Source organism: Klebsiella sp. LY, assembly GCF_004010915.1.
Lineage (GTDB): Bacteria > Pseudomonadota > Gammaproteobacteria > Enterobacterales > Enterobacteriaceae > Klebsiella > Klebsiella quasipneumoniae.
The window spans coordinates 2,376,326-2,399,479 of record NZ_CP022444.1 but is presented as its reverse complement, the minus strand read 5'-3'; the positions used below and the strand labels follow the sequence as shown (position 1 = coordinate 2,399,479).

The following is a 23,154-nucleotide window of genomic DNA, read 5'->3' as shown; positions in this document are numbered from 1 at the left end:
CCGTTACCTGTCTGTCGGCGCTCAGGCGTTGCTGAGCGCCTTGCGGATGTAGCCGTTGTTTTTCGCCAGCAGCGACTGCGCCTCTTCGGCGCTTAAGTCTGCCAGCACCATCACGATCGCCGTTTTACAGTGGCGGCCGCAGGCCTCCAGCGCATTCTGGGCGGTGGGGCGATCGCAGTCGGTCGCCTCCATCACGATGGAAACCTGGCGCTCAATCAGCTTGGCGTTGGTCGCTTCGACGTCGACCATCAGATTGCTGTAGACCTTGCCGACGCGGATCATTGCCCCGGTGGAGATCATGTTCAGCACCAGCTTCTGCGCAGTGCCGGCTTTCAGGCGGGTTGAGCCGGTCACCACCTCCGGGCCGACCACCGGAGTAATGGCGACGTCCGCCAGCTGGGCCATTTCGCCATGCGGGTTACAGCTGACGATGGCGACAAAGGCATTCTGGCGATGGGCATACTCCATGGCGCCAATGACGTACGGCGTGCGTCCGCTGGCCGCCAGCCCCACCAGCACATCGCGGTGGCTGAAGTTCAGGTTCTGCAGATCCATCGCCCCCTGCGCTTTGTTGTCTTCCACGTTTTCCACGGCGCTGAGAATCGCTTTATGTCCGCCGGCGATGATCCCCACCACCTGCTCCGGGCGGGTGCCGAAGGTCGGTGGGCATTCGCTGGCATCGAGGATCCCCAGACGCCCTGAGGTGCCAGCGCCGATATAAATCAAGCGGCCACCGGCCTGCAGCGCCGTCGCGACCTTATCCACCACCTCGGCAATCTGCGGCAGATAGGGCGTAATCGCCTGGGCCACCTGCTGGTCTTCCTGGTTTATCACCGTCAGCATCTCAAGGGTGGAAAGGGTGTCAATGTTGGCGCTGTTGGCGTTGCGTCGCTCGGTCAGCAGTTTGCTCAGGTCGATACTCATAGAAACCTCGTTATTCTCAGTCGTGCGCAGTATAAGGAATTATTTATTCCTTGCATGTGAAGAGTATCACGATTAGTACGCGGAGAATAATACGAGAATGGTAGAGATGGCGGGAAATAGTGCGGTAATAAAGATGGAATATTTTATTACCGCACCTGGCGTTTAGCGCGCGCTTCGCGGCTGGCTGAGGCCCATTAGCAGCGCCAGCAGGTAGCAGATCGCCATCGCGAGGCTCATTTTCAGCATCGTTTCGCCACCGAGGCCCGCCAGCGGCGCGGCGATGCCGCCGAAGACAAACATCAGGGTGCCCATCAGCGCGGACGCGGTGCCGGACTGGGCGGCGTCAACGGCGCTCATCGCCTCCGCGCCGGCGACGGTGCTGATGCCGCTCATCAGCGACACGGTAAAGAACAGGCCGACCAGCGCCAGCACCGGCAGCTGCAGCCAGGCAAACAGCAGCATGATCGCCGCGCAGCTCACCGCCAGCGTCAGGCCGCCGCGCAGCAGGCTTTCGGCGCTGAAGCGGCGCGCCAGACGGGAAAAGATCATCGCCGCGATAATCAGCCCGATACCGTTCAGACCGAACAGCAGGCTGAACTGCATGGCGCTCATGCCGTATTCGCTCTGCATCACGAAGGAAGAGGAGCCGATGTAGGAGAACAGTCCGGCCATCATAAAGGCCTGAATCAGGCAGAAGCGTAGAAAACGACGATTCTTCAGCACCGGCTGGCCGGGCCGCTGGCGGGTCGCATTGGTTGCCGCGGCCGGGCGCGTTTCCCGCAGGATAGTCAGGCTCATCACCAGCAGCGCGCCGCCAATGGCGGCCATCGTCCAGAAGAGAATTCGCCAGTCGAAGGCGGTGATCACGTAGCCGCCCAGCACCGGTGACAGAACCGGCGCAATGCCGTTCACCGTCATCAGCAGGGCGAAAAACTGGGTCAGCAGGGTGCCCTGGTATTTATCGCGGGCGATGGAGCGCGACAGCACCGAACCGCCGGCACCGGCGAAGCCCTGTAAAAAACGCCAGACAATCAGCATGTTGATATCCCTTGTCAGGGCGCACATCGCCGAAGAGAAGATAAACAGCAGCAGGGACAGCGCCAGGGGTTTCAGGCGGCCAATGCGGTCGCTCAGCGGGCCGAAAAACAGCTGACCCAGGCCGAGGCCAATCAGCGCGGCGGTCAGCGACAGCTGGGTTTGGGTGCTGGTGGCCTGCAGTTGCTGAGTTATCTCCGGCAGCGCCGGCAGATAAAAATCAGTGCACAGCGGGCCGATGCCCGACAGCAGGCCGAGGATCAGCGCCCAGGAGAGGGAAACACGTGGCATAACGATTCCTTACAGAAGCCGGGCGCGGCCGCCCGGCGGGTGAAATTAACTGGCGCCGCCGCCCAGCGACTGCCAGAGGGTGATCCGGTTATTGAGGTCGGTCTGCTGCAGGGACAGCAGCGTCGTCTTCGCCGACCACAGCGTGCGCTGGGCCGTAAGCACCGACAGATAATCGCCGACCCCGGCCTGATAGCTCTTCATGGCGATATCCAGCGAGGTCTGCTCGGCGGCGACGTACTGCCGCTGGGCATCGAGCTCTTCGCTCAGCGTTTCCCGGCGGGCCAGCGCATCGGCAACGTCCTTAAAGGCGCTCTGAATCGATTTCTCGTAGGTGGCGATCAGCCCCTTTTTCTCCGCTTCCGCATAGCGCAACTGCGCCAGGTTGCTGCCGCCGGTGAACAGCGGCAGGCTGATGGAGGGGGCGAACGACCACACCTGCATCCCGTGGCTGAACAGCGACGACAGCGAGTCGCTGCCGACCCCGGCGCTGGCGGTCAGTGAAATCGACGGGAAGAAATTCGCCCGCGCCGCGCCGATATCGGCATTGGCGCTCTTCAGGTTGTGCTCCGCTTCCTGTATATCCGGCCGGCGCAGCAGCACCGACGACGACACCCCCGCCGGCACCAGGGCGATGCTGTTATCCCCCAGACTTTCGAGGGTGCCGGGCAGCAGGCTCTCCGGCACGGTCTCCCCCGCCAGCAGGTTAATGGCGTTTTTATCCTGCGCCACCAGCGTGCGGTAGCTGGCGACGCTGGCGCGCGCCTGCTGATAGACGCTTTCCACCGAGCTTAAATCGCCGGCGGAGGCGGTGCCCACCGCCATCTGGCGGGCGACGATGTTGCGCGAGTTTGCTGCGCTGTCCATGGTCTGCTGCGCCAGCGCCAGATTGCTGTTATCCGTCGCCAGCGTCACCCAGGCGGTGGTCAAATCGGCAATCATCGTCAGTCGGGTATTCTGCGCGGTGAATTCGCTGGCAAGCCAGGTTTCGCGCGCCGCGCGCGACAGGCTCTGGTTCTTGCCAAACAGATCCAGCTCGAAGCTGGAGACCGCGCCGTCGGCCTGCGAAGTTGAGCTCAGGCCGCTGGCCACCGTTTTGCTGCGGGTATGGCTCAGCTCGGCATCGACAGTGGGAAACAGCGACGCCCGCGTCTCGCCGTACTGGGCGCGCGCGGCCTCGATATCGGCCAGCGCCTTTTGCACATCGCGGTTGCTGTTCAGCGCGATACTGACCACTTTTTTCAGCCGCGCGTCATTGACCACTTTCTGCCAGTCGCCGACCACCGCCGTCGATTCGCCGTGCGCCCCGGGCAGGGTGGCCGGCACCGGCGCGGCCGGGCGATCATAATGCGGATCAAGCGAGACGCAGCCCGCGGTCAGGAGCGCGATAAACATAAAACTCAAACGAAACATACTTTACTCCTGAGAAGGACGTTGGCGAGTGAAGAAGCGTTTCACCAGCACGAAGAACAGCGGCACAAAGAACACCGCCAGCAGGGTGGCCGTCAGGGTGCCGCCGATGATGCCGGTGCCGATCGCCACGCGGCTGTTGGCCCCGGCGCCAGTGGCGACGGCCAGCGGCAGCACCCCGGCAATAAACGCCAGCGAGGTCATGACAATGGGGCGCAGACGGGTCTGCGCGGCGCGGATCGCCGCCCGGGAGAGCGAATACCCCTCATCCACGGCGGATTCAGCGAACTCGACGATCAGGATGGCGTTCTTCGACGACAGGCCGATGGTGGTCAGCAGCGCCACCTGGAAGTAAACGTCGTTGCTTAAGCCGCGCAGCGTCGCCGCCAGCGCCGCGCCGAGCAGGCCGAGCGGGATGACCATGATCACCGAGAACGGCACCGACCAGCTCTCATACAGCGCCGCCAGGCACAGGAACACCACCAGAATCGAAATGGCGTACAGGCTCATCGCCTGGCCGCTGGCCAGCTTTTCCTGCAGCGAAATGCCGCTCCACGCCCAGGTGGAGCCCGCCGGCAGGCTGTCGGCCAGCTTTTCCATCTTGTCCATCGCCGCGCCGGAGCTGAAGCCGGCGGCGTTTTCGCCCTGGATCTCAAAGGCGGCGGAGCCGTTGTAGCGCACCAGGCTTTCCGGGCCGTATTGCCAGTGGGTGGTGGCGAAGGCGGAGAACGGCGTCATGCTGTTATCGCTGCCGCGAACGAACCATTTGCCAAGGTCGGAGGGCACCGCGCGCGCGTCGCTCTCGCCCTGGATATAGACCTTCTTCACCCGGCCGCGATCGATAAAGTCATTCACGTAGGTGCCGCCCCAGGCGCTGGAGAGCGTATCGGTCACGTCGCTCAGCGACAGCCCCAGCGAGACCGCTTTGTTGTTATCGATATCCACCTGCAGCTGCGGCATCTGCGGCAGGTCGTTGGCGCGCACCGACTGCAGCTCGCCGCTCTGGTTGGCCGCCGCCAGTAGCTGACTGCGCAGCTTCATCAGGCTGTCCCGGTCGGTACCGCCGCTGGCCATCAGCTCGAAGGTGAAGCCGTTGCTCTGTCCGAGACCGTCCACCGACGGCGGGGTCATGGCGAACAGGGTGGCGTCGCGGATCGCCCCAAGTTCTTTGTTGGCGCGCAGGGCGATGGCCTGGGCGGTATTGTCGTCGCCTTTGCGCTGCGACCAGTTGTTCAGCGACACGAAGGCCATCCCGGCGTTCTGACCGCTGCCGCTAAAGCTGAAGCCGTCGACGGTGAAAATGACGTTGGTATTGGCTTTCTCTTTCGTCAGGAACCAGTCGGTTACCTGGCGGCGCACCTCGGCGGTGCGCACCGCGGTGGCCCCGGCGGGCAGGGTGTACTGGACCATGATCTCGCCCTGGTCCTCCACCGGCAGGAAGCTGCCCGGCAGTTTCCACATCGCCAGCGCCATCGCCCCGCAAATCAGGACGTAAGCGCCCATCATCACCGCGCCCCGGCGCAGGCCGCCGAGCACGCGGCGCTGGTAGCCCGCTTCCGTACGCCCCCACAGGCGGTTAAACGCGCCGAAGAACCCTTTGGTATGAGGCCTGGAGTGGCTGAGCAGCGCGCCGCACAGCGCCGGGGTGAGGGTCAGGGCCACCACCACCGACAGCATCATCGCCGAGATAATGGTCACCGAGAACTGGCGATAGATGACCCCGGTCGAGCCGCCGAAAAAGGCCATCGGCAGGAACACCGCCGACAGCACCAGGGCGATCGCCACCAGCGCGCCGGAGATTTCGCCCATCGATTTTTCGGTGGCTTCGCGGGCGGGCAGCCCTTCGTCGCGCATAATGCGCTCGACGTTCTCCACCACCACGATGGCGTCGTCCACCAGCAGGCCGATCGCCAGCACCATGGCGAACAGCGTCAGGGTGTTAATCGAGTAGCCGAACAGCGCCAGCACCCCGAAGGTGCCGAGCAGCACCACCGGCACCGCCACCGCCGGAATGAGCGTCGCGCGGAAATTCTGCAGGAACAGATACATCACACAGACCACGAGAACGATCGCTTCGAACAGGGTCTGAATCACGTCCTCGACCGAAATTTTAATAAACTCGGTGCTGTCCTTCGGATAGGCGATATCGTATCCCTGCGGCATCTGACGCTGGAATTCGGCGATCTTGCTTTTCACCAGGGTCGCGGTATCCAGCGCGTTGGCGCCGGGGGCCATCATCACCGCGATCCCGGCGGCCGGATGGCCGTTCAGATTGGCGGTAGCGGTGTAATCCTCGCTGCCCATCTCCACCCGCGCGACATCGCTCAGGCGCACCACCGAGCCGTCGGCCTGGCTTTTCACGATGATCGCTTTGAACTGATCGGGGGTTTGCAGCCGCGACTGTGCGCGTACGGTGGCGGTCAGCTGCTGGGCGCTGGACGACGGCAGGGCGCCGATTTTACCGGCGGAGATCTGCACGTTCTGCGCCTCAATCGCCGACTGGACGTCGGAAGGCATCAGCGAGTAGGAGGCGAGTTTGGTCGGATCCATCCAGACGCGCATCGCGTATTCGGCGCCGAACACCTGCAGGCTGCCGACGCCCTCCACGCGCGCCAGCGGGTCCTGCAGGTTGCTGACCAGCCAGTCGGAGATATCGGAGCTGGTGGCGCGGTCGGTTTTGTCATACACCGCGAGGATCAGCAGGAAGCTGCTCTGCGATTTTTCCACCGTCACGCCGGACTGCTGGACTTCGCTCGGCAGCCGCGATTCCGCCTGCTGGACTTTGTTCTGCACCTGCACCTGGGCGGTGTCCGGGTCGGTCCCCTGCTCAAAGGTGACGGTGATGCTGACCGAGCCGTCGGAGCTGCTGGTAGAGCTGAAGTAGAGCAGATGGTCGAGGCCGGTAAGCTGCTGCTCGATGACCTGGGTGACGCTGTTCTCCAGGGTTTCGGCAGAGGCGCCGGTATAGGTGGCGGAGATTTTCACCGCCGGCGGGGCGACGTCCGGATACTGGCCCACCGGTAGGGTGCGGATCGCCAGCACGCCGGCGAGCATAATCAGAATGGCGATCACCCAGGCAAAGACCGGGCGACGCACGAAGAAACGGGAGAACATCAGGCGTTGCCTCCGTTATTGTTGACGGCAACGGCCTTCACCGTCTGGCCAGGGGCCACTTTACCGGTGCCTTCGACGATCAGCTTGTCGCCCGCTTTCAGGCCGCTCAGCACCAGCCATTTATCGCCGTAGGTGTCGCCGGTTTCCACGGCGCGCTGCGCAACTTTGTTGTCGGCATCGACCACCAGCGCCGTGGCGTTGCCTTTGGCATCGCGGGTAATCCCCTGCTGCGGGGCGAGGATCGCGTCGTTCATGATGCCTTCATCGATGCGTGCGCGAACAAACATCCCCGGCAACAGGACGTGCTGTGGGTTGGGGAAGATAGCGCGCAGGGTTACCGAGCCGGTGGATTCATCGACGGCGACTTCGGTGAGCGCCAGACGCCCTTTTTCCGGATAGGTGCTGCCATCTTCCAGGGTTAACGTCACGCTGAGGGTGTCGCTGTTGCTGGCCAGGCTTTGTTTGCGTAAGCGCAGGAGATCGACGCTGGATCGCGTCAGATCGACATACATGGTGTCGAGCCCGCGGATCGTCGCCAGCGCGGTATCCTGATCGGCGGAGACCAGCGCCCCCGGCGTGACCGAAGAGATGCCGATACGCCCGGCAATCGGCGCGGTGACGGTGGTCCAGTTCAGGTTGATGCGCGCGCTCTCCAGCGCCGCTTTCTTCGATTCCACGCTGGCCTTGTCCTGGGCGCAGGTGGAGGCGGCGTCGTCGGCATCCTGGCGGGAGACGCCGTTATCCCGGACCAGCGACGCGTAGCGCTGAGCCTTCTGGCAGTCGGAGACTACCAGCGCCTGGGCCTGTTTCAGCGCCGCCGCCGCTTCGTTCCAGGTCGCGCGATAGCTGGAGGGATCGATCTGGTAAAGGGCCTGCCCGGCCTTCACCATATCGCCTTCGGTAAACAGGCGCTTCTGGATGATGCCGCCCACCTGCGGGCGTACTTCGGCGCTGAGCGAGGCGGTGGTGCGGCCGGTGAGCTGGCTGACTACCGGAACCGGCTGGCTTTGCAGAGTGACCACGCCCACTTCCGGCGTGGGTTGCTGCGGGGCAGATGTCTGCGCATTATCGCATCCGCTAAGGAGAAATAATGCTGTCGCGATGGGAGCTATGATGTATTTCATTATATTTTCTCAAGATATAAGACGTCCGCCCCGTTTATTTAAAAACGAGGGAATAGGTTGGGCGCTGAGGCATTTTCGGCTAAGCGAAAATGACAAAAAAGGAACACAGATGTTCCTGAACGTGATTGTTATTGTGTCTCCGCTGAAGCCAACCTCTTCGGCCTTCAGGAGGTGAAAAGCGCATCTCCTCTGGTTTTGTGGTGAGAATGATCATTCTCATTTTTTGCCATTATACGATCCGCCGCGATAATGGAAAGGTTTTTTTGCTTACTTTTAGAACGCAAAAAATTAAGGCAAATAATCATGGAGAAAATAAGAATTTTTTGTGAAAGTGGAGAGGGAAAATAACCATTCGGCATCGCGATACTGGAGATAGTTAATGGCGTTAATCATTACAAAAAGCATTAATCCCGACGATCAACAAGAATTGTTTGCCGGTCTGCGGCACTATAATCAGCAGTATCTTGATGCGGCGCAGTTTGGCGATCTGGGGGTTTACTCCCGCGATGCGCAAGGGGTGATGCAGGGCGGGCTGATTGCCAAACGCAAAGGCAACTGGCTGTGTATTGAGTATCTGTGGGTCAGCGAGGCGACCCGCGGACGCGGGCTGGGAAGCGAGCTGATGCAGGAGGTGGAGCGGCAGGCGCAGGCGCTGGGCTGCAGCCATCTGCTGGTGGATACCTTTAGCTTCCAGGCACTACCGTTTTATCAGAAATTAGGCTATCAGCTGCAGATGTCGCTGCCCGACTTCCCGCACGCGGGGATGCAGCGTCACTATTTGTCGAAAGCGCTGTAACGATCCTGATATCGCCGGGCGGTCAGGTACCGTACCTGTGATTGTGCCGGATGGCGGCATAAATGCCTTATCCGGCCTACCCAGTTCTCCCGTAGTTTCGCCCCACCCAGGACCGGCAAGCGCAGCGCCGCCGGGCAGGATATCAGGCACGTCACCTGTATTCTTGCCGGGTGGAGCCTGTCGCCTTACCCGTCCTGGGGTTCGTGCGACCTGTTGTTAATTTAACCACTTGCGCGACTGAAACTGCCGGTGCTGGCGGCCTCAACATCGCTGAGACGTTCCCGGAAGGCCGGGGCAGCCCGCATGGATGCGGGCTGAGGGCCGTGTTTTGCATGGACGCTGCCTCGGCCCGACCCGAAGCCTGCAGGGATAAGTCGAAGGCACCGCGCAGCGGCGATTTTGCTGGCCGGAGCCCGGGGGTACAGGGGGCGGCGGCGACTGGCCACCCCCTGTGCGCTCCCTGCTCCATAAGAGACATAACGCAGAAGATCAACCGGGAGCGCAATCTGCCCGGATATAACACGGGAGTGGTAGCCCTGCTAAACGTTGTGGCCCTGCCAAACATAGTGCTAAGAGGGACATTTCCGGTTGTGCCGTTATTTCGCCGGGTGGCGGCTGCGCCTGACCCGGCCTACGACTGTAGCCCTGCTAAGCGTAGCGCGAGCAGGGAAAATCCCGGATGGCGGCGCGTGGCGCCTTATCCGGGCTACAAAAGCTTTTGCCGGGCGGCGGCTGCGCTTAACCCCCGACGCCGTGGCCCATCAACGCCAGCGCGTGGCTGACGATGGTCTGGCGGTTGACCGCCTGTAAACGCGGATCGCTGTGGATGCGCGAAAACGGCACCAGCACCAGGCTAATCACCGTGGTAAACAGCAGCTCCGGCGACAGCGCCGGGTTAATCTTGCCCTCCAGCTGCCAGCGGCGCACTGCCTCCAGCATCACCTGAAAACGCTCCTCGCCGAAGCGGGCATCCATATGCTGACGCAGGATCGGCATCTCGCCGATGATCTCCTGCATCCACAGCGGCGCGAACCAGGCGTTCTTCTCCGCCATATGCGCCAGCGTTTCGACCATCATCGTCAGCGCCAGCACCGGGTCCTGCGGATGGTCGACAAAGATGCGGCTGATGTGGTTGCGCAGCGGCATAAAGCGCTCCTCAATCAGCTGCGTCACCAGCGCATCCCGCGAACTGAAATAGTAATGCAGCATCGCCGGCGTTACCCCGGCCTCTTTGGCGATGGCGTTCAACGACACGCGGGCCGCACCGTCGCGGGCAAACAGCGTCAGGGCGATGTCCATCAGCTGTTCGCGGTTGGCGGTACCCGATTTTTTTCCACGCGGTCGCCCCGGGCGGCGGGGGGCATTCTGATCCTTTTGTGCTGTCATGATATGGCGATCTCTTGACCCGACTCATTCTTTCACTAAATATTAATTATGCATTTAATTAATTTCAAGCGAGCGTTGTGATGACTACTCAAGTCGCAAACCCACCGGTGCAGTCGATACGCCTGCTGTTCAGCGCATTGCTACTGGTGATGCTGCTCTCCGCGCTGGATCAGACCATTGTCTCCACCGCGCTGCCGACGATTGTCGGCGAACTGGGGGGGCTGGACAAGCTTTCCTGGGTGGTCACCGCCTATATCCTCAGCTCCACCATCGCGGTGCCGCTGTACGGTAAATTCGGCGATCTGTTCGGTCGCAAAATCGTGCTGCAGGTGGCGATTGGGCTGTTTCTCGTCGGCTCCGCCCTCTGCGGGCTGGCGCAAAACATGACCCAGCTGGTGCTGATGCGCGGCCTGCAGGGGCTCGGCGGCGGCGGCCTGATGGTGATCAGCATGGCGGCGGTGGCCGACGTCATCCCGCCCGCCAACCGCGGCCGCTATCAGGGGCTGTTCGGCGGCGTTTTTGGCCTGGCGACGGTGATCGGCCCGCTGATCGGCGGCTTTCTGGTGCAACACGCCTCCTGGCGCTGGATCTTCTACATCAATCTGCCGCTGGGCCTCTTCGCGCTGCTGGTGATCGGCGCGGTATTCCACAGCAGCAGTAAACGCAGCCAGCATCAGATTGACTGGCTGGGAGCGATTTACCTCAGCATGGCGCTGTTGTGCATCATCCTGTTTACCTCGGAAGGGGGCAGCGTCCATGCCTGGAATGACCCGCAGCTGTGGTGCATTCTGGCCTTCGGCATCGTGGGTGTCATCGGCTTTATCTACGAAGAGCGGATGGCCGCCGAGCCGATTATTCCGCTGTCGCTGTTCCGCAACCGCAGCTTCCTGCTGTGCAGCCTGATCGGCTTCGTCATCGGCATGTCGCTGTTCGGGTCGGTCACCTTCCTGCCGCTCTATCTGCAGGTGGTGAAGGAGGCGACCCCCACCGAGGCCGGGCTGCAGCTGATCCCCCTGATGGGCGGCCTGCTGCTGACCTCGGTTATCAGTGGGCGGATTATCAGCCGGACCGGTAAATATCGCCTGTTTCCGATCCTCGGCACCCTGCTTGGCGTGACCGGCATGGTGCTGCTGACCCGGATCACCATTCACTCGCCGCTGTGGCAGCTGTACCTGTTTACCGGCGTGCTGGGGGCGGGTCTGGGGCTGGTGATGCAGGTGCTGGTCCTGGCGGTGCAGAACGCGATGCCGGCGAAGCTGTACGGCGTGGCCACTTCCGGCGTGACCCTGTTCCGCTCGATCGGCGGCTCCATCGGCGTGGCGCTGTTTGGCGCGGTGTTCACACACGTACTGCAGAGCAACCTGCAAAAGCTGTTGCCGGAAGGCGCGGTACTGCCGCCGGGAATGAATCCGGTGGCGGTGCAGCACCTGCCCGCGGATATCCGCCTCGACTATCTCGACGCCTTCGGCGCGGCGATCCATGCGGCGTTCCTGATGGCGGCCGGCATTATGGCGGTGGCGTTTGTCCTCTCCTGGCTGTTAAAGGAGGCGCCGCTGAAGACCGCGACGCACTAAGCGGCCCCGGCGATGCGCAGCAGCGCCTGACGCAGCGCTGGCGCGGCAAAATCGATAAATTTGCGCAGCTTAAGCGGCGCCAGGTCCCGCGCGGTATACAGCAAATGGACCGGCGCCGGTTCCGGCTCGACGCGTTCCAGCAGCAGACGGAGCTCACCCTGTCGCAGGCCGTCCAGCGCCTGATAGTGCAGTAAGCGAGCTACGCCCACCCCCAGCCGCGCGGCATCGGCAGCGCTCTCCGGCGTGGTGACCGATAGCGCCGGCGGCAGATTAATTAGCTGGTCCTCGCGCTCAGCGGCGCGAAAGCGCCAGCCGCGATAGGGCATCGGCGATTCAATACGGATGATCGGCAGCGCCGCCAGATCGCGCGGCCGCTGCGGCTCGCCGTATTTCGCCAGCAGCGCCGGATGGGCGCAGGCCACAATGCGCATCCTGCCGAGGCGGGTGGCCACCATGCTGCTGTCCGCCAGGTCGCCAATCCGCACCGCCAGATCGATATGGTCGCCCACCAGGTCGGCGTTACGATCGCTGAGCAGCAAACGGACGCGAATTTGCGGGTAACGGGCGATAAATTCAGCGATCACCGGGAGAACGTGCTGGCGACCAAACATCGTTGGCGCAGAGATCACCAGCTCGCCTTTCGGCTCCTGATACTCGCCCGTCGCCTGGCGTTCGGCGTTTTCCACCTCCTCGAGGATCCGCCGCGCGGCGGCGACATAATCGACCCCGGCGTCGGTGAGCGTCAGTTTGCGGGTGGTCCGCGCCAGCAGGCGCACCCCCAGCGCGTTCTCCAGCTCGCCGATATGGCGGCTGACGGTGGTCAACGGCATATTCAGCGCCCGCGCCGCCGCCGACATACTCCCCAGCTCGGTCACTTTCACCAGTAGCGCCATCGCGCTTAATCGATCCATTATTCTCCCGGTTTCTGGAAAGATGATTGCCACTAAACCAGTATTATCATTTTTCGCAGTACAGTCCATGATGGCGCCAGACAACAGGAGGCGCTATGGCAGCAACCTTTCTCGATATCGCCATCACCCCGGACGTGATGGATGTGCAGCATGAAATGGGCAGCGACCAGCTGTGGCAAACGCCGCATAGCCGCCGCCAGGCCGACCGCTTCGGCGACAGCGAAGCGGGGATGATCGCCACCCGCGACAGCTTCTATCTGGCGACGGTGTCGCAGAGCGGCTGGCCCTATGTCCAGCACCGCGGCGGCCCGCCGGGGTTTCTGCATCTGCTGGATGACACCACCCTGGCGATGGCGGATTTCGGCGGTAACCGTCAGTACATCACCACCGGCAACCTGCGCGGCAGCGACCGGGCCTGCCTGTTTTTGATGGATTATCCACGCCGTGCCAGGCTGAAAATCTACGCCACCGTCGAGGTCCTGGCGGCAGTGGACCACCCGCAGCTGCTGGCGCAGGTGGCGCCGGCCAACTATCGCGCCCGCATTGAACGTCTGTTTCTTTTTCATTTGCAGGCGTTTGACTGGAACTGCCCGCAGCACATTACGCCGCGCTACAGCGCGCAGCAGGTGGCGGAGTACAGCCAGAACCTGCAGCAACGTATTCATGACCTGGAGCAGGAGAATCAGCGCCTGCAGCAGCAATTAGCCCGCAGAGGAGAGTCAGCATGACCGAACAACGTCCCCCGTTACCGCCGTTTACCCGCGACAGCGCTATCCAGAAGGTCCGCGCCGCGGAAGATGGCTGGAACAGCCGCGATGCCGAAAAGGTCGCTCTGGCCTACACCGTGGACAGCGAATGGCGCAACCGCAGCGAGTTTGTTCATGGCAGGAGGGAAATTGTCGAATTCCTGCAGCGAAAATGGCGCAAAGAGCAGCAATATCGGCTGATTAAGGAGCTGTGGGCATGGCAGGAAAATCGTATCGCCGTGCGCTTCGCCTACGAGTGGTGCGACGACAGCGGCAACTGGTTTCGCTCGTACGGCAATGAAAACTGGGAGTTTGATCAGCACGGGCTGATGCAGACGCGCTACGCCTGCATCAACGATCTGCCGATCGCTGAAAGCGAGCGCCTGTTCCACTGGCCCCAGGGGCGTCGCCCGGACGATCATCTGGGGCTCAGCGATCTGGGGCTGTAAAACCGGCGCTGCGCGACGGATTAATCGGCTTTCGGGAAGTCGACCACCGTGTCGTTAACCCGGTTCACCATGTTGGTGAACAGGATCGCGCTGATGGCGCTGATAATCTCAATCACCTGCTGGTCACTAAAACCGGCGTTGCGTAGCGCGGCGACGTCGGCTTCCGGCAGCGTACCGGTGGTGGTGACCAGAGTCTGCGCAAATTTCACCAGCGCATCAAGCTGTGTCTCTTCCGCATACGCCCCGCGGCGCAGGGCGTGGATCTGCTCGCTGCTGAAGCCGGCTTTTTTCGCCATCAGGGTGTGCGCGGCCAGGCAGTAGTCACAGCCGGTGGCTTCGCTGACTGACAGATTAATCGCCTCCAGCTGTTGGGCGCTGAGGCTGCCTTTATGGAGCATCGCATTGTGCGCCAGCGCCTGCTGCAACGCCGCCGGCGAGTGGCCGCCGATGGTCAGGTAGGCGTTTGGCACTTTGCCCATCGCTTTTTTGATCCCGGCGAAAATATCGGCGGCTTTGCCAGTGGCGTCTTGTTCACGAATATCAGCTAAACGGCTCATGGTTAACTCCTGTTGTTATCGAGGGTGTGTGTTGGCATTGGGGTCATCTTAGGCCGTTGCCGCATGCTAGACTGGCGGTCTTCGTCTCACCTTTTTGTCTTATCGTCTCAGGAGAAGCATGGACAGTCTCAGTCATCTGCTGGCGCTGCTGGCGCCGCGCTGCGAAGTGAACCTGCACTGTCGCTTCGGCGGCCGCTGGCAGGCCGGGCACCAGCAAATGCGCAGCGGCGTGGTGCCGTGGCACGTGGTGCTGCGCGGTGAGGGGCGGCTTAACGTCGGCGGCCAGACTCATCACCTGCGCGCGGGAGATGTGGTCCTCCTGCCGCACGGTTCGCCGCATCTGATGGAGAGCCTGGTGGAGTGGGGCCAGGTGCTGCCGGTAGCGCACCGGTTTAACGGCACGGTGACGGAAATGCGCGCCGGCCCGGCGGAGGGGGCGCTGGAGATGCTGTGCGGCGAATTTTATTTTGGTCCGCACGTTAGCTGGCTGTTCACTGAGGCATCGACGCTGATCCATCTCCATACCGATACGCGCGAAGACTGCCCGGAGCTGCAGCCGTTGCTTAACATACTGGTCCGCGAAAGCCTGGCGCAGCGTCCCGGCGGCAGCGCTATCGTGCGCAGCCTCGGCGATACGCTGCTGGTGCTGCTGCTGCGCATGCTGCTTGGCGAGCAGCAGCCGCCCGGCGGGCTGCTGCGTCTGATGAGCGATGAACGCCTGATGCCGGCGGTGCTGGCGGTGATGGCGACCCCGGAGCAGCCGTGGACGCTGGAAACCATGGCCGCCCGCGCCTTTCTGTCGCGGGCCACCTTTGCCCGTCATTTTGCCCGCGTTTATCACCTGACGCCGCAGGCGTGGCTGTCGCAGCTGCGAATGGCGCTGGCCGCCCGGCTGCTGCGCCTCGAGCGTCAGACCAACCTCGAGGTGATTGCCGAACGCTGCGGCTTTCAGTCGCTGGCGTCCTTCTCGAAGCGTTTCAAAATGCGCTATGGCGTGACGCCGGGCGAGTGGCGACGGGGCTAGTGCTTCGCTCTGGGGAAGATGATTTTATTTCCGGTTGCGTGGTTTGCTGTTTATTACCCCACCCGAAAGTCGCTATAGTTTTGCACGAAAAAAACAATGACAGTCAGGACGGACAGGGTGAAGAGGATGAGATTACGTTTACGTGCCGCCGCCGCGGTAATGCTGGCGGGTCTGGCGCTGGTCGGCTGCGACCAAAAGAGTAATGAAGCGAAGCACATTAAGGTCGGCGTGATTAATGGCGCTGAACAGGATGTGGCGGAAGTGGCGAAGAAGGTGGCCAAAGAGAAGTATGGTCTGGAGGTTGAGCTGGTGGGGTTCAGCGGCTCGCTGTTGCCTAACGAATCGACCAACGCCGGGGATCTGGACGCCAACGTCTTCCAGCATCGGCCTTTCCTTGAGCAGGACAACAAAGCGCATAACTACCATCTGGTGGCGGTCGGCAATACCTTCGTCTTCCCGATGGCCGGCTATTCGCGCAAGATCAAGTCAGTCGCCGAACTGAAAGACGGCGCGACGATCGCCATCCCCAACGACCCGACCAATCTCGGGCGGGCGCTGCTGCTGTTGCAAAAAGAGAAGCTGATTACCCTCAAAGCCGGCACCGGCCTGCTGCCGACGGCGGTGGATATCACCGACAACCCGCATCACCTGAGAATTATGGAGCTGGAAGGGGCGCAGCTGCCGCGCGTACTCGACGATCCTAAAGTCGACGTGGCCATCATCAGCACCACCTACCTGCAGCAAACCGGGCTGTCGCCGGTTCGCGATGGCATCTTTATCGAAGATAAAAACTCGCCCTACGTGAACATCATCGTGACCCGTGAAGACAATAAAGACGCGGAAAACGTGAAGGAGTTTATGCAGTCGTACCAGTCGCCGGAGGTGGCGAAGGCGGCTGAGACTATCTTCAACGGCGGCGCGGTGCCGGGCTGGTAAGCCAACACACAGGGAGAGGCGCGTATGGTTCGCCAACGGCAGGCTGACCTGCTGCTGATTGCCGCGACGGTGATTGCCGCCTGCGGCTGGATTTTTTCCCGCGAGGCGATCGCCGGCATGCCGGTATTCGCGTTCCTTGGGCTGCGCTTTTTTTTCGCCGCGCTGCTACTGCTGCCATTCTGCCGCGGGTTTCGCCCGCAAAAGCAGCACTGGCCAAAGCTCATCATCAGCGGGCTGTGGTTTGCGCTCAACCTCTGCCTGTGGATCTACTCGGTCTCCACGACGGCGTCGCTCGGCGAAGGGGCGTTTATTATGAGCCTGTCGATGATGTTCGTCCCGCTGACCGCGTGGGTGATGATGAAGGTGCGTCCGCCTCGGGCCTGGTGGGAGTGCCTGCCGATCGCGGTGGTTGGCCTGGGGCTGCTCAGTCTGCATATGCCGATAGCCTTCCACCCCAGCCAGGGCTGGTTTTTGCTGACGGCGCTGGTGCAGTCGATCTGGTTCTGTTACACCAGCCGCTGCGCGCGTGAAGTGCCGCTGATCCCCCTGACCACCGTGCAGCTGGCGATCACTGGTATCGTCGGGTTGACCATCTCCGCTGCCGTTGAACGCTGGGACCAGCCGATGACCCTACCGACCTTCGGCTGGCTGGTGGCCAGCATTGTCATCGCCACCAGCCTGCGCTTCGGTCTGCAGATGAAGGGGCAAAAGTACGCGGCGGTGGCCAGCGCGGCGATCATTATGGTGCTCGAACCGCTGCTGACGGTCATTGCCGCCGCGCTGTGGTACGGCGAACAGCTGCCGCTGCAGAAAATTATCGGCGGCGTGCTGATCCTCGTGGCCCAGCTGTGGTTCCGCTGGCGAATGCTTAAGCCGTAGCCTGCCCGGTGCGCGGCTGCGCCATCAATTGCAGCAGCGGCACCAGCGACAGCCCGTCCGGCATTTCGCCGCGGGCGATCAGCTGGTTTATCTCCTCAAAGGTAAACCAGCCGGTTTCCATTACCTCATCCTGAGCCGCATCCATCCCCACCCAGCGTAAACCGGTAGCCAGCCAGGTGATAAACAGCTGATCGCTGCTGCCGTAGGAGGGGTTGAAGCGAATGATCTCCTCGACGCGTTGCGCCTGCCAGCCGGTCTCTTCCCGCAGCTCGCGCAGCGCGGCCGCCGCCGGATCTTCCCCTTCGTCAACGCCGCCTGACGGAATGGCCCACACTACCTTGTCGATCAGGTAGCGGTAGTGGCGAATCAGCAGCACTTTGCCCTCCTGGATAGCCACAACCCCCACCGCCGGGCGGGGATAGTGAATGGCGTAAAAGTCGCGGCGCTCGCCGGGGGCGATATCAATACCCACCTTGCGCATGCTGAACCACGGCGTCTCGGCGATGACCTGCGGGTCGTGCATATCGGCGGCGGTCAGTTTTTTCTTCATCCTGCCACTCCTGTCAAAAATGGAGCCTTCAGAACAACATAGCCGGAGACGGATAGCAATCGCCGCAGGTTGGCCCGATTTCATCGATCCTTGCCCAAATGCCCCTATTGCGCCAGGCTGGTACTCAGTACGATGTTCGTCAAATCACCCCCTGAGGAACGCCGACATGAACATCACCCATATCCGTAACGCGACCCAGATTATTGACTACGCCGGGAAAAAGTTTCTGATCGATCCGATGCTGGCGGACAAAGGCGCCTGGCCGGGATTTCCGGGCACCGCGCGCAGCGAGCTGCGCAACCCGCTGGTGGCCTTGCCTTTTTCCCGCGATAACATTATCGACGTTGACGCAGTGATCGTCACCCATACCCATGACGATCACTGGGACGAGGCGGCGATCGCCGCGATCCCGAAAACCCTGCCGGTGTTCGTCCAGCACGAGGCCGACGGTGCGCTGCTGCGCAGCCAGGGATTCCAGGATATCCGCCTGCTGACGGCAGACAGCGAATTTGCCGGCGTGCGCCTGCTGAAAACCACCTCCGGCCAGCACGGCAGCGATCGCACCTACGCGGTGCCGGCGATGGCCGAACGCCTGGGCGAGGCCTGCGGCGTGCTGTTTCGCCATCCGCAGGAGAAGACGCTGTGGCTGGTGGGGGATACCATCTGGCGTGATGAAATTGCGGCCGACCTGCTGAAGCTGCGTCCGGACGTGGTGGTCCTCAACGCCGGCTACGCCCACGTCATCGGCTTTGGCCCGATTATCATGGGCAAAGAGGATCTCCTGAACGTACACTTCACCCTGCCGGAAGCGAAAATCATGGCTATCCACCTGGAGGCGGTCAACCACTGCCTGGTGAGTCGGGAAGAGATGCGCCAGTATGCGCTGGATAATCAGATTGCCGAGGTCGTGTGTATCCCGCAGGATGGGGAAACCGTGGTTTATTAACGTGCGCAAGGGGAAGGAACGATGAAGCTCACCGACGTGGCGATTGTTGCCGTAGAGGGCTTTAGCCCGTTTCATTACGCCGTTCCCTGCATGCTGTTTGGCGATTCGGTCTCTGAAAACAAACGCTTTAATCTGCACATTTGCGCCGAGCGACCGGGGCTGCTGCGCGCCCGCGACGGCTTCGCGCTGTACGCCAGCGGCGATTACGCCGTCCTGGAACAGGCGGATATCGTGGTGGTGCCTTACTGGGGCGAGGTCGACCGGCGCCCGCCGCAGGCGCTGCTTGATAGCCTGGTGCGGGCCCGGAATAACGGCGCGGAAATCGTCGGTCTGTGCCTGGGCGCGTTCGTCCTTGGCTACGCCGGGCTGCTGGACGGGAAACGCGCGGCGACCCACTGGGAGTTTGAGCAGGATTTTCAGCGCCGGTTTCCGCAGGTGCGGCTGGATATCAACGCCCTGTACGTCGATGACCAGCGGATCATTACTTCAGCGGGCACCGCGGCGGCGCTCGACTGTTGCCTCTACATTATCCGCCAGCGTTACGGCAGCCTCGCGGCCAACCAGATCGCCCGGCGGCTGATTGTTTCGCCGCACCGCGAGGGCGGCCAGGCGCAGTTCATCGCTCAGCCGGTGCCGAAAAATACCCGCGATGCGCGAATCAACTGCCTGCTGGATTATCTGCAGCAGCATATTGCCGAGCCGCATAATCTCGATTCGCTGGCCCGGGTGGTGGCGATGAGCCGCCGCAGCCTGACCCGCCACTTCGCCCGGGCGACCGGGATGAGCATCACCGACTGGCTGACCGCCGAACGCCTGCGCCGCAGCCAGAGCCTGCTTGAGGCGGGGGATCTGCCGGTCGAGCAGGTGGCGGAGGCGGTGGGTTATCTCTCTGCCGTCACCTGGCGTCAGCAGTTTAAGGCGCGCTTTGGCGTCAGTCCGGCCGAATGGCGGCGTACCTTTCGCCGCGGCGCTTAGCCGCCGAGGGTCGCGCTGTCGATCACGAAGCGGTATTTCACGTCACCCTTGACCATTCTTTCCCAGGCTTCGTTGATCTCATCGCCGCGGATCAGTTCGATATCGGCGACGATGCCGTGTTCAGCGCAGAAGTCGAGCATCTCCTGGGTTTCCGCGATCCCGCCAATCATCGACCCGGCAATCGACCGGCGACGGATGATCAGATTGAACACTTCCGGCGACGGATGCGGTGTGGCCGGCGCGCCTACCAGCGTCATCGTGCCATCGCGCTTCAGCAGCGTGGTGAAGGCATCGAGATTATGCGGCGCCGCCACGGTGTTGAGGATGAAATCGAAGCTTTTGACGTGGGCCGCCATTTCCTCTTCGTTACGCGACACCACCACTTCATCAGCGCCTAGCGCTCTGGCCGCATTACGCTTGGATTCGGAGGTGGTAAAGGCCACCACGTGGGCCCCCATGGCGTGGGCCAACTTGATTCCCATATGCCCAAGGCCGCCAATGCCGACCACGCCGACTTTTTTACCCGGCCCGGCGTGCCAGTGGCGCAGCGGCGAGTAGGTTGTGATCCCGGCGCACAGCAGCGGCGCGACGGCGGCCAGCTGCGCTTCGGGATGGGTTATCCGCAGCACGTAGTGTTCTTTGACCACGATCTGCTGTGAATAGCCGCCCAGGGTGTGGCCCGGCGCGTCCTGGGTCGGTCCGTTGTAGGTCAGCACCATATGGTCGCAGTAGTTCTCCAGCCCTTCAGCGCACTCCTCGCACTGTTGACAGCTATCGACCATGCAGCCGACGCCCACCAGATCGCCGACGGCGTAGCGCGAGACGGCCTCGCCGACCGCGGTGACCCGGCCCACAATTTCATGCCCCGGCACGCAGGGGTAGAGCGTTCCGGCCCATTCCGATCGCGCCTGGTGGAGATCGGAGTGGCAGACGCCGCAGTAGGCGATGGCGATCTGCACATCCTGCGGCCCCGGTTCGCGGCGGGTGATGGCCATTGATTCCAGCGGCTGGCTGGCGGAATAGGTACCTATAGCGTTGATCAGCATAGCGAAACCTCTTGATTATATCGGTGTTAAAACGGGCGGACGGAGGTGAGCGTTTTTTGCGCGGTAAGGATAAGCGTAGCCTGGAGCGCCCGGGATGCGAGACGGGTAGCTCAAAGCGTTAAAACCGCTCCTCACCGGGTGAGGAGCAGACTTTTCAGGGGGCGACTGGCGTCAGATAGTCCAGGCGCAGTGGCTCGGCGAGCAGGGAATCCATCTCGCCAATAAAGGCCTGAAAGTAGGGTTGGTCGATATGCTCATCCAGCGCCTGCTGGTCACGCCAGGACTCCCGCATGTAGAAGGTATCCGGCGCGTCGCGCAGCTGGAACAGCGCGTAGTCAAGATTGCCCGGCTCTTGTCTCGTCGGCAGGAGCAGACCCTGCAGGACCTTGCGCAGCGCGTCCGTTTGACCTGGTTTCGCCTTGAGCACGGCGAGAAGGGTTATCATCTTAAAATCCCTCCAGCACAATCTTGCCCACTGCGCGTCCGGTTTCCAGCTGGCGATGCGCTTTCTGCAGATTGTCGGCGGTGATAGCGCCGTAGTGTTCGCCGAGTGTGGTTTTGATCGTGTGGTTGTCGATCAGGGCCGCCACGCGGGTTAGCAACTGATGCTGGGCGATCATGTCATCCGTCTCAAACATTGAGCGGGTGAACATAAATTCCCAGTGCAGGGACAGGCTTTTGGCTTTCAGCGGCACCACGTCCAGGGTCTCCGGGTCATCAATCAGCGCCAGCTTGCCCTGCGGGGCGAGGGCGTCGATCAGCGCGTTGAAGTGCTGGTCGGTGTTGGTCAGGCTGGCGACATGGGTCACCGCGTTGATGCCGATGCGCGCCAGCTCGTCGGAGAGCGGCTTGCTGTGATCGATAACATGGTGCGCGCCCGCCTCGCGGACCCAGCGTTGGCTCTCCGGACGCGAGGCGGTGCCGATCACCGTCATGGCGGTCAGTTTGCTGGCCAGCTGGGTCAGGATCGACCCCACGCCGCCCGCCGCGCCGACGATCAGCAGCGTGTCGCCCGCGTTGCCGCCTTCCGTGACGCCAAGACGGTGAAACAGCAGCTCCCAGGCGGTGATAGCCGTCAGCGGCAGCGCGGCGGCGGAGGCGTTATCGAGGGTGCGCGGTTTGTGGGCCACCAGGCGCTCATCCACCAGCTGATATTCACTGTTGCTGCCGGCCCGGCCCAGGGCGCCGGCGTACCAGACCTCATCGCCTGGTGCGAACAGCGTCACTTCCTCACCGACGGACTGCACCACGCCAACGGCGTCCCAGCCCAGCACCCGCGGCGTGTCGCCCTGGAAGCCGGCGCGCACTTTGGTGTCCACCGGATTGACCGAGACCGCCTTCACGGCAACCAGCAGGTCACGCCCGTGGGCGGAAGGGACCGGCAGGTCGATCTCGGTTAAAAAAGGGATATTGTCGCCGTCAGCGGCGGCTTGAGTAATGGCGATAGCTTTCATAACTGCTCCGGTCTGTGAATCGGGTGAATAAAGCGATGACGCGATAGTAGACCGGCGCCGGGAGGGGAAAAACGGGTTAACGGCAATAACAGTTATATGCAGAAAGTGAAAATCAGCCCACCTGATAGAAATCGAGCATCACCCCATCCTGAGTACGTCCGCCCGCGCAGATAAACAGCGAGGTGGTTAGCCAGCTGAGCGCGGGGGTATCCACCTCGAAGGTGGGGACGGTGCGAAAATAGATTTCTTCCGGCGGAATAGTGCTAAAAAAGCGCATATCGTCGGCGAACAGCTGGTCATAATAGCGGGCCGGCACCCGGCGAATACCGTTGTTTTCCACGTACACCGTTCCTTCCTCCACCTGCAGGGCATAGCGGGCGGATAGCCTGCACGTGCCGTCGGGCTCGATAATCTGGCTGTCGACGCCGCCGGGCAGCACGTGGCCGCGAAGTTGACCCGAAACGCTGCCGCCGAGAATCGGGATCAGCTGACGCTTGCCGGTTTGCGGACTGCGGGAAACGATTATCGGTTTATCAACCTGGATGGTAATTGAAAAACAGTGTCTCAGTTCGGGGGTCATCATGGCTCTCCTGTTTCGGTTGGCAACGGCACGCGGCCTTTGCGCCAGTGTAACGGGTTTGCAGGAGACAAAATAACGCAGAGTTTGGATGAAAATGATTGACTGGGATGATGGGTTTTGCGGCTCAGTTTGGTATGGCGTGGCGGTGGAGGAGCAGAGGCAAACTGGCGGAAGATCACAGGAGTTGAACCTGCCCGGGACCGCTGGCGGCCCCAACTGGATTTGAAGTCCAGCCACCTCACCGGAGATGACGATCTTCCGCGCCTCGATTGCTACATGGAGGCGGGGCGCATTATAGCTACTTTCAGCCGTTTACCACATACCTGAACGCACTTTTTTACTGTTAAAACTGGACTTTGCAGAACAGTCTGAAACAAATCCGTTCAAAATCCATGGGTTACACTTTTTCATACGCTTTCAGGCTACCGCGATCACAGAAAACAAGAAACG

Annotated in this window: 24 protein-coding genes and 1 tRNA gene; 10 read left to right on the top strand and 15 right to left on the bottom strand. The window is 61.9% G+C overall.

What is annotated here, in order from left to right; translation table 11 throughout:
* Nucleotides 1-21 precede the first annotated feature (21 nt).
* The 5 genes from murQ to eefA form a co-directional block, all read right to left on the bottom strand.
* A complete protein-coding gene (murQ, locus tag CE636_RS14595; RefSeq protein ID WP_017900180.1) occupies nucleotides 22-924 on the bottom strand; it encodes an N-acetylmuramic acid 6-phosphate etherase in 903 nt (300 codons plus the stop codon).
* Between the two features lie 162 nt (nucleotides 925-1,086).
* Complete coding sequence (locus CE636_RS14590) at nucleotides 1,087-2,250, bottom strand: multidrug effflux MFS transporter (RefSeq protein ID WP_017900179.1); 1,164 nt, start codon at nucleotides 2,248-2,250, stop codon at nucleotides 1,087-1,089.
* A gap of 45 nt (nucleotides 2,251-2,295) precedes the next feature.
* On the bottom strand, nucleotides 2,296-3,660 hold the full coding sequence (eefC, locus tag CE636_RS14585) for a multidrug efflux RND transporter outer membrane subunit EefC (RefSeq protein WP_017900178.1): 1,365 nt from the start codon (nucleotides 3,658-3,660) through the stop codon (nucleotides 2,296-2,298).
* A gap of 3 nt (nucleotides 3,661-3,663) precedes the next feature.
* Entirely contained in the window at nucleotides 3,664-6,771 is a 3,108-nt protein-coding gene (gene eefB / locus CE636_RS14580; protein ID WP_017900177.1) for a multidrug efflux RND transporter permease subunit EefB, read from the bottom strand.
* Entirely contained in the window at nucleotides 6,771-7,895 is a 1,125-nt protein-coding gene (gene eefA / locus CE636_RS14575) for a multidrug efflux RND transporter periplasmic adaptor subunit EefA (protein ID WP_017900176.1), read from the bottom strand. Before eefA ends, eefB begins: the two co-directional genes overlap by 1 nt.
* A 206-nt stretch (nucleotides 7,896-8,101) precedes the next feature.
* On the opposite strand from eefA, the gene CE636_RS28750 reads away from it, so the two are divergent.
* Nucleotides 8,102-8,224, top strand: coding sequence for a hypothetical protein (locus CE636_RS28750; RefSeq protein ID WP_032426094.1), 123 nt, complete (start codon nucleotides 8,102-8,104; stop codon nucleotides 8,222-8,224).
* Here CE636_RS28750 and CE636_RS28745 read toward each other — a convergent pair.
* Nucleotides 8,184-8,300, bottom strand: coding sequence for a hypothetical protein (locus CE636_RS28745; protein ID WP_032431163.1), 117 nt, complete (start codon nucleotides 8,298-8,300; stop codon nucleotides 8,184-8,186). The genes CE636_RS28750 and CE636_RS28745 overlap by 41 nt on opposite strands.
* Here CE636_RS28745 and CE636_RS14565 point away from each other — a divergent pair.
* Nucleotides 8,275-8,691 carry a GNAT family N-acetyltransferase gene (locus CE636_RS14565; RefSeq protein WP_017900175.1) on the top strand — a complete coding sequence of 139 codons (417 nt, stop codon included), beginning with the start codon at nucleotides 8,275-8,277 and terminating at the stop codon, nucleotides 8,689-8,691. The two genes, CE636_RS28745 and CE636_RS14565, sit on opposite strands and share 26 nt — an antisense overlap.
* Before the next feature lie 738 nt (nucleotides 8,692-9,429).
* Here CE636_RS14565 and CE636_RS14555 read toward each other — a convergent pair.
* On the bottom strand, nucleotides 9,430-10,077 hold the full coding sequence (locus CE636_RS14555; RefSeq protein ID WP_017900760.1) for a TetR/AcrR family transcriptional regulator: 648 nt from the start codon (nucleotides 10,075-10,077) through the stop codon (nucleotides 9,430-9,432).
* An 80-nt stretch (nucleotides 10,078-10,157) separates the two neighbouring features.
* On the opposite strand from CE636_RS14555, the gene CE636_RS14550 reads away from it, so the two are divergent.
* Nucleotides 10,158-11,651 (top strand): MDR family MFS transporter, encoded by a 1,494-nt coding sequence (locus tag CE636_RS14550; RefSeq protein ID WP_017900759.1) that lies wholly within the window; start codon nucleotides 10,158-10,160, stop codon nucleotides 11,649-11,651.
* Here the strand turns inward: CE636_RS14550 and CE636_RS14545 are convergent.
* Entirely contained in the window at nucleotides 11,648-12,562 is a 915-nt protein-coding gene (locus CE636_RS14545) for a LysR substrate-binding domain-containing protein (protein WP_004205115.1), read from the bottom strand. The two genes, CE636_RS14550 and CE636_RS14545, sit on opposite strands and share 4 nt — an antisense overlap.
* Nucleotides 12,563-12,657: 95 nt before the next feature.
* On the opposite strand from CE636_RS14545, the gene CE636_RS14540 reads away from it, so the two are divergent.
* Together CE636_RS14540 and CE636_RS14535 are read left to right on the top strand one after the other, a co-directional pair.
* Complete coding sequence (locus CE636_RS14540) at nucleotides 12,658-13,290, top strand: pyridoxamine 5'-phosphate oxidase family protein (protein WP_017900758.1); 633 nt, start codon at nucleotides 12,658-12,660, stop codon at nucleotides 13,288-13,290.
* Nucleotides 13,287-13,757, top strand: a complete 471-nt coding sequence (locus tag CE636_RS14535) for a DUF1348 family protein (RefSeq protein ID WP_017900757.1) — start codon at nucleotides 13,287-13,289, stop codon at nucleotides 13,755-13,757. Before CE636_RS14540 ends, CE636_RS14535 begins: the two co-directional genes overlap by 4 nt.
* 20 nt (nucleotides 13,758-13,777) lie before the next feature.
* Here the strand turns inward: CE636_RS14535 and CE636_RS14530 are convergent, their stop codons facing one another.
* Nucleotides 13,778-14,314 (bottom strand): carboxymuconolactone decarboxylase family protein, encoded by a 537-nt coding sequence (locus tag CE636_RS14530; protein WP_004205112.1) that lies wholly within the window; start codon nucleotides 14,312-14,314, stop codon nucleotides 13,778-13,780.
* Between the two features lie 118 nt (nucleotides 14,315-14,432).
* On the opposite strand from CE636_RS14530, the gene CE636_RS14525 reads away from it, so the two are divergent.
* From CE636_RS14525 to CE636_RS14515, 3 genes are all read left to right on the top strand, one after another.
* Entirely contained in the window at nucleotides 14,433-15,338 is a 906-nt protein-coding gene (locus CE636_RS14525) for an AraC family transcriptional regulator (protein ID WP_017900756.1), read from the top strand.
* 126 nt (nucleotides 15,339-15,464) lie between these two features.
* On the top strand, nucleotides 15,465-16,274 hold the full coding sequence (nlpA, locus tag CE636_RS14520) for a lipoprotein NlpA (protein ID WP_017900755.1): 810 nt from the start codon (nucleotides 15,465-15,467) through the stop codon (nucleotides 16,272-16,274).
* 24 nt (nucleotides 16,275-16,298) lie between these two features.
* On the top strand, nucleotides 16,299-17,153 hold the full coding sequence (locus tag CE636_RS14515) for a DMT family transporter (RefSeq protein ID WP_004205109.1): 855 nt from the start codon (nucleotides 16,299-16,301) through the stop codon (nucleotides 17,151-17,153).
* Here CE636_RS14515 and CE636_RS14510 read toward each other — a convergent pair.
* Complete coding sequence (locus CE636_RS14510; protein WP_017900754.1) at nucleotides 17,143-17,703, bottom strand: NUDIX domain-containing protein; 561 nt, start codon at nucleotides 17,701-17,703, stop codon at nucleotides 17,143-17,145. The two genes, CE636_RS14515 and CE636_RS14510, sit on opposite strands and share 11 nt — an antisense overlap.
* Nucleotides 17,704-17,869: 166 nt before the next feature.
* Here CE636_RS14510 and CE636_RS14505 point away from each other — a divergent pair, with 166 nt between their 5' ends.
* Together CE636_RS14505 and CE636_RS14500 are read left to right on the top strand one after the other, a co-directional pair.
* Entirely contained in the window at nucleotides 17,870-18,649 is a 780-nt protein-coding gene (locus CE636_RS14505) for an MBL fold metallo-hydrolase (protein ID WP_004205106.1), read from the top strand.
* A 21-nt stretch (nucleotides 18,650-18,670) separates the two neighbouring features.
* Entirely contained in the window at nucleotides 18,671-19,624 is a 954-nt protein-coding gene (locus CE636_RS14500; protein ID WP_017900753.1) for a GlxA family transcriptional regulator, read from the top strand.
* On the opposite strand, the gene CE636_RS14495 is transcribed toward CE636_RS14500, so the two are convergent.
* The 5 genes from CE636_RS14495 to CE636_RS14470 form a co-directional block, all read right to left on the bottom strand.
* On the bottom strand, nucleotides 19,621-20,670 hold the full coding sequence (locus tag CE636_RS14495) for an NAD(P)-dependent alcohol dehydrogenase (protein WP_004205104.1): 1,050 nt from the start codon (nucleotides 20,668-20,670) through the stop codon (nucleotides 19,621-19,623). The two genes, CE636_RS14500 and CE636_RS14495, sit on opposite strands and share 4 nt — an antisense overlap.
* A 154-nt stretch (nucleotides 20,671-20,824) precedes the next feature.
* Nucleotides 20,825-21,115, bottom strand: a complete 291-nt coding sequence (locus CE636_RS14490; RefSeq protein ID WP_004205103.1) for a putative quinol monooxygenase — start codon at nucleotides 21,113-21,115, stop codon at nucleotides 20,825-20,827.
* Between the two features lies 1 nt (nucleotide 21,116).
* The gene (locus CE636_RS14485; protein ID WP_004205102.1) at nucleotides 21,117-22,124 is read right to left on the bottom strand and encodes a zinc-binding alcohol dehydrogenase family protein; all 1,008 of its coding nucleotides are present in this window, start codon (nucleotides 22,122-22,124) and stop codon (nucleotides 21,117-21,119) included.
* A gap of 112 nt (nucleotides 22,125-22,236) precedes the next feature.
* A complete protein-coding gene (locus CE636_RS14480; protein ID WP_025999294.1) occupies nucleotides 22,237-22,704 on the bottom strand; it encodes a DUF3237 domain-containing protein in 468 nt (155 codons plus the stop codon).
* 165 nt (nucleotides 22,705-22,869) lie between these two features.
* A tRNA-Sec gene (locus CE636_RS14470) sits at nucleotides 22,870-22,964 on the bottom strand.
* Nucleotides 22,965-23,154: the final 190 nt, after the last annotated feature.